The 5294-nt window shown below is 57.2% G+C and carries 1 protein-coding gene; it reads left to right on the top strand.

The features are described 5' to 3' along the window. Positions 1-12: 12 nt before the first annotated feature. Positions 13-5294 (top strand): hypothetical protein (locus tag ABYA88_RS15050; RefSeq protein ID WP_373188206.1); only part of this gene is annotated, 5282 nt, incomplete at its 3' end.

Below are 5294 nucleotides of genomic sequence, written 5' to 3'. Positions count from 1 at the left end.
GGTGGAGGCTTTGTGTCCGGGAGTGCGGCCGAAGCTGTAGTCGAGGCCGGTGATCACGCCAACGGTAATTATGCGGCAGCGGTGCTGGTGGATGACTGGTTCAGCGGCTATCGTAGCGTGCCGATCGATGCCGGGAACGTGATAATGCGTGCCAGTAATGAAGTCAACTTCTTTGCCGGCACTGACTCGACCACGGTGTCTGCGGTTGGCGGGTCAGGTGCAGTTTCGGATGTCGAGGTCGACACGAACGTCAAGGTGGTGTTGGGTAAGAATGTCAGCCTGAATGCGCTGGACATTGATATTGCGGCACTCAACCAGGCAAGACAGATTCAAACGCCCTGGGATGCCAGCTACACCACCAGCGTGTATGGCGCAGGTGGCGGCGGTGCAAACGGTACAGCCGCTCTCTCCACTCAGGACATCAAGAATCTGCGCGCGGCGGTAGAGGTTGGCGAGAACGCCGTGCTGCGAATCTCCGATCTGGCCTGGATGTACGACGGCTATCGCAATGGTATTACCCTGGATGCCGGCACCGAGTTCTTTGTCTATGACAAGGCAGTGATCGAAGTGGGTGGCGCCTTGCAGGGCGCTGGTGCGGAGTCGGATGTCGATGTGCTGGCGCGGAACCAGGTGACCCTGGCTGACGGTGTGGCGCTGCGCAATGCCTGGGGCAAGATAGGTCTGGGTACCTATTCACGGGGCAGTGCGTCGGCTGAAGCCGATGTCAGCGTCTGGGCCGTGGCTGGCGTCGCCGGCGGCGTGTCGGATGTGCATATCGATGTCGCCAACAGCGTCACGCTGGGCAACAACATTGTGATTGATGCCTACGATCAGATCAGCGTGTTTGCCGGTCGTGGTTCCGATGGTCTGAATCAGAACCAGCTGGTTGCCGACGCCCGCAGCAATATCTACAACTGGACAGCGGTGCCGATCCCTGCCGGTAATGAAGCCGAAGGCGATATCGTTCTGAGCAACAATGTAACCTTCGGCGACAGCTTTGTGATCGGTAGCGATGGTCATGTGGCTATCGGCGCGATTGAGGGCGCACTCGCCGCCAGAGGGACCGGTGTCGAGAAGAATCCCTACCTTGAACTGTTCAGCACGGAAAACACATTCGGCTCCAGCAACAAGGCTGTTAACAACGTTCTCAACTTTGCGGGCAGCGGCAGTGTTACCGCAGGTCAGTACGCCTATCAGTCAGTGAGTATCAATCAGGCTGGTGGTATTACCCGGCAGCTCTATCGCTACGGCTCAGCCGAGCAACAGGCAACCAAGTACTCCTCGCGCGCCGAACTGCAGGTCTATATTGACGATCTGAATGCGCAAATTGCCGAGCTGCAAGCCTGGAACACCACTGAGGTAGTGACCGATGGCACTACGCTCGGTGATGGCAACGGCGCGGCGACCGGCTCCAGCACGGGCACAGACAGCACGGGCGTGACCAGTGTTGGCAGCAATCCCTATGCGAACGAGATCAACGAACTGCAGACCCAGGTGGTGCTGTTGTCGGCTATTGTCAACGACCTCTCACCGCAGGAAAACTTCGCTATCAAGGTGGCCGATGTTCGGGCTTCGGCGGGTAATGTCAGCCTGACAGCGGGCTCCATCAACATGGCAGCCGGTGTGACGCCTACCTTTACTGCCAAGGGCAACGCGAACATCACGATCGACAATCTGTCTGATCGTCACCTGATGCTGGCGAATCTGGAGATAGCCAACCAGACCGGAGGCAATGTATTCGTCAACGGAGGCGCCAATCTGGGCAGTGCCTTTATCGATGAGCAAGCGGGCAGTCGATCGGGGATATACGTCAATCACGCCCCCACTGGGGCGAACTTCAAGAGCGCCGACGTTATCGTCAACGGCGATCTCACAAACCTGCTGTCCAGCGTGAATATTGCGGTGGCCGAAGGCGACCTGATTCAGCAGGCGCTGATTCAGGCAAACGCGGTCAACCTGAATGTGGACAACGGCAGCCTGCTGCTGAATAACCCGAACCTTGAACAAACCTATGGACGAGACCCGGATTCGCTCGTCAATTATACCCGTCAGTGGAAGCCCGCCAGTGCCACGGACTTCGTACAGTTTTATCTGAACGACAAATATTCCACCGCGATTACAGCTACGGGAGCTACGGCATTCAATGACTGGTTTGTCGGTCGCGCCTTGAGCATCGGCGGCGTCCAGAACCCCTACTACCAGTCGTCGCCCTACGGCTACGATGAGATGAACATCTATTTCAACTGGGGCTTCAGCGATGCTGCGGAATATAACGGGGCCAACTCGGTTGTGTTCCTCATGGCTACCAACGACAGCTCCCGCGGTGGCCAGTTCTGGAAGTTCCAGCCGGTGCTTGATTACCAGAACAAGCTGACCAAAACCGCAAGCTACGCTCAGGTAAAAAGCCAGCTGGGCTCGACCGGCACCTCGATTATCTCCAACAAGGTCATCATCAATGCCAAGCGTCTGGACATCAATGGCGCTATCGTGGTGGGTACTGACAACAGCTGGTCGGTCGATGTGGGTGCGGGGTTCGATAGCAAGATCCAGCAGTTTGTTCAGGATGCCGGCCTGTCCGCAGGCGACAGCATCAACCTGACAGCCGGAGAAACCAAAACCCTCCGCGTGCGCAATCCGGATTATCAGCCCTATCCCTGGCTGGCGAATTACAGCCCGGCCTATTATCAAATCAAGACCTATACGTTCGATATCGCCAACACGGCGGGCACCTCGGATATCAAGCTGAAGTACGACGTTGGCTCAGGCACTCTGGGGATCGACGACGTGCCGGTCAGCGGTGGTGGGTATGTGGCCATCCGGGCGGCTATCTCCTCGACCGGGGCGGACGGCAAGATCATCGTCAAGGACGGTCTGGGCCAGATCGACATCAACAACGACTCCAATACCCAGCTCAATATTGGCCGGTTGAGTGCCGGGGATGACGCCACAGGTGTTATTCGCATCACTGACCTGAACAAGTCGAGCACGGTGTCACAATGGTATATCCACAACCCTGGCAATCAGATCAGCCAGTATCAGACCGATGCCTGGGCGGTATCGCACCTTGACCCTGAATCGTCAGTGTTCCAGGGCAACTTCGGCGGAACCGGCACTACCTCGAGCGTAAGCTACAACCCGCTCGCCGGGCAGCTGTTCTACATACGTGAGGGGGCAACGGTCGGGCGATCCTATACGCGGCCGGCAGACGGCTACCTGTCGAAGTACCCGACCACGGTCGGCGACTGGGTATACACCACCGACTGGAATACCGAGGCCAGCTACTTTACCAGTTGTGCTCTAAAACCCGAGGCCTGCTCCGGCGGGGTCGCTGCGCAATATCTGAAGCAGACCTACGACTATGGTAGCCAGTCGCTCACCGGTTTTGGCTGGAATATCAGCTACAGCGCCTACTACGGCACCGGACTGACCAATGCTGACCCCTATGTACGCATACCAACCCGAATGGATATGGATGCCCATACCTACGTCAAGGCGGATCACTCGATCCTCTTTCAATTCAACGGCGTGGCAGAGGGTAATATTGCCGTCGACTCCCGGGCCCCGATTCAACTGACCGGCAATGTCTACAATCCAAGCGGTACCAGCAGCATCGTGACCGATGCCGATTTCACAGCATCCAGTGCGTCATCGATCACCTCTGGCATTACCCGTATTCAGGCCAACGGGGATATCGGCAGCAGCGGAAATTCGTTGGCGATCACCACCAACGAGCTCTCCCTGCAGTCGGATAATGGCTCAGTGAATTTCAATGCTACGGCCATGGGCTCGTCTTTGGTCATCGATACCCTGTCGGCCAGGTACGGCATCGTAGGTAGCGCGGACAGAAGCATTGTTGGCAAGGATAGCAATACGCTGATCTCGGCCAACACCATCGATCTCACCAGCCTGTCAGGCAGTATCGGTAGCCTGGGGGCCTTGGGTGATCCGGCAACCTACAACTTCGTCAATATCGCCTCTACCGGAGCGGTCTCTCTGCGTGCGGCTAACGATATTGTGATTTCCCAGGCAACCGGTGATCTGCAGGTTGAGCGCATCGAGGCCAATGACAACGTTGTTCTTCGAATGGGTAATGGCAGCCTGACCAACGCGCTTGGTCAGCAACAGAAGTCGGAGCAGGAATTGGCCTATGAAGCCTCGGTATGGGATTCCCTGAACCTGCTCAACGGCACTGCCGGCGAACGTGCCGTGACGGCCTATGAAAATCAATTCAACAGCAAGTACCACACGTACTGGATGCTAAAGCAGCGCCTGGCTGACGCCAGTGACAGTGGCTTTGCGATTGATGCGGTTTATCTGGATGCGATGAAAATCCGTTACAACACCTCAGACGTCACCCAGCTGACAGCTCGGGTGAAGGCTGAGTACCAGGCACTGGATGCCTGGTTCGTTGATCAGGTTGCCACGCCGGACACTTATGCCAATGTGGCCGATGCAATTGGTCAGGAACAAAAAGGCACCCTGGTTGGTTACGACTATGGCTCCCTGTTGACCAGCGCTTACGATGACAGCTTCCGGCTGGAGATTGATGCTGCCAGCAACTGGTACGCGAGGATGGTCGAAGGCTCGACCTGGAAGCAGAGCCAGCTGGATATCAGTATTTCCGCTGCTGCCCTGAGTGCCGATGCGGCGGGACAGTTGACCGATCGTGAGGCCAATATCGTTTCTTCGAATATTCATTTGCTGGCCAACAGCGGGAGCGTTGGCAAGAACCTGGCCGATGTGGTTTTCAGTGTGCCGCGTGACAATACGGCAACCATCACCAATGAACAGAAATCTGCGTTGCTTTCGGCAGGGCCGGGGGATATTTCCACTGTCGTTACCGACAGCGAGGTTACCCTGACGGTCAAGCAGGTTGATCCGGTCAAGGTCGACACCTCCGGCGCGCTGAATGTGGCCGCCCGTGATTCCATCTTTATCGAATCGGCCTCCTCATTGACGGTCGGTGAGATTGCCTCAGCCACTGACGATATCCGCCTGATCGTGGATGGCGCGATAGCGGCGCAATCCGGGGTGACCAATCTCAAGGCGCATGATTTGTATCTGGCCAACACCCAGGGTGATATCGGCTCGGCGGCTCAAGCCCTGAACGTGCAGCTGTCGGGCGCCCTGCGTCAGGCCGGTGCAGCCGGTGATCTCTACCTCCGGCACAGTGGCGGAAACTTGCGGGTTGGCTCCGTGGGTGCAGGCGGCATTTTGTCGTTGTCGAACGATCAGGATATCCTCGGCTACGATGCCAACCACTTCCTGCAGGGTTCTGGCATCGCGCTGGATGT

It is taken from the genome of Halopseudomonas sp., assembly GCF_041579695.1.
Taxonomy (GTDB): domain Bacteria; phylum Pseudomonadota; class Gammaproteobacteria; order Pseudomonadales; family Pseudomonadaceae; genus Halopseudomonas.
Note: the sequence above shows the minus strand (reverse complement) of the source record. Positions and strands in the feature narration are given on the sequence as shown.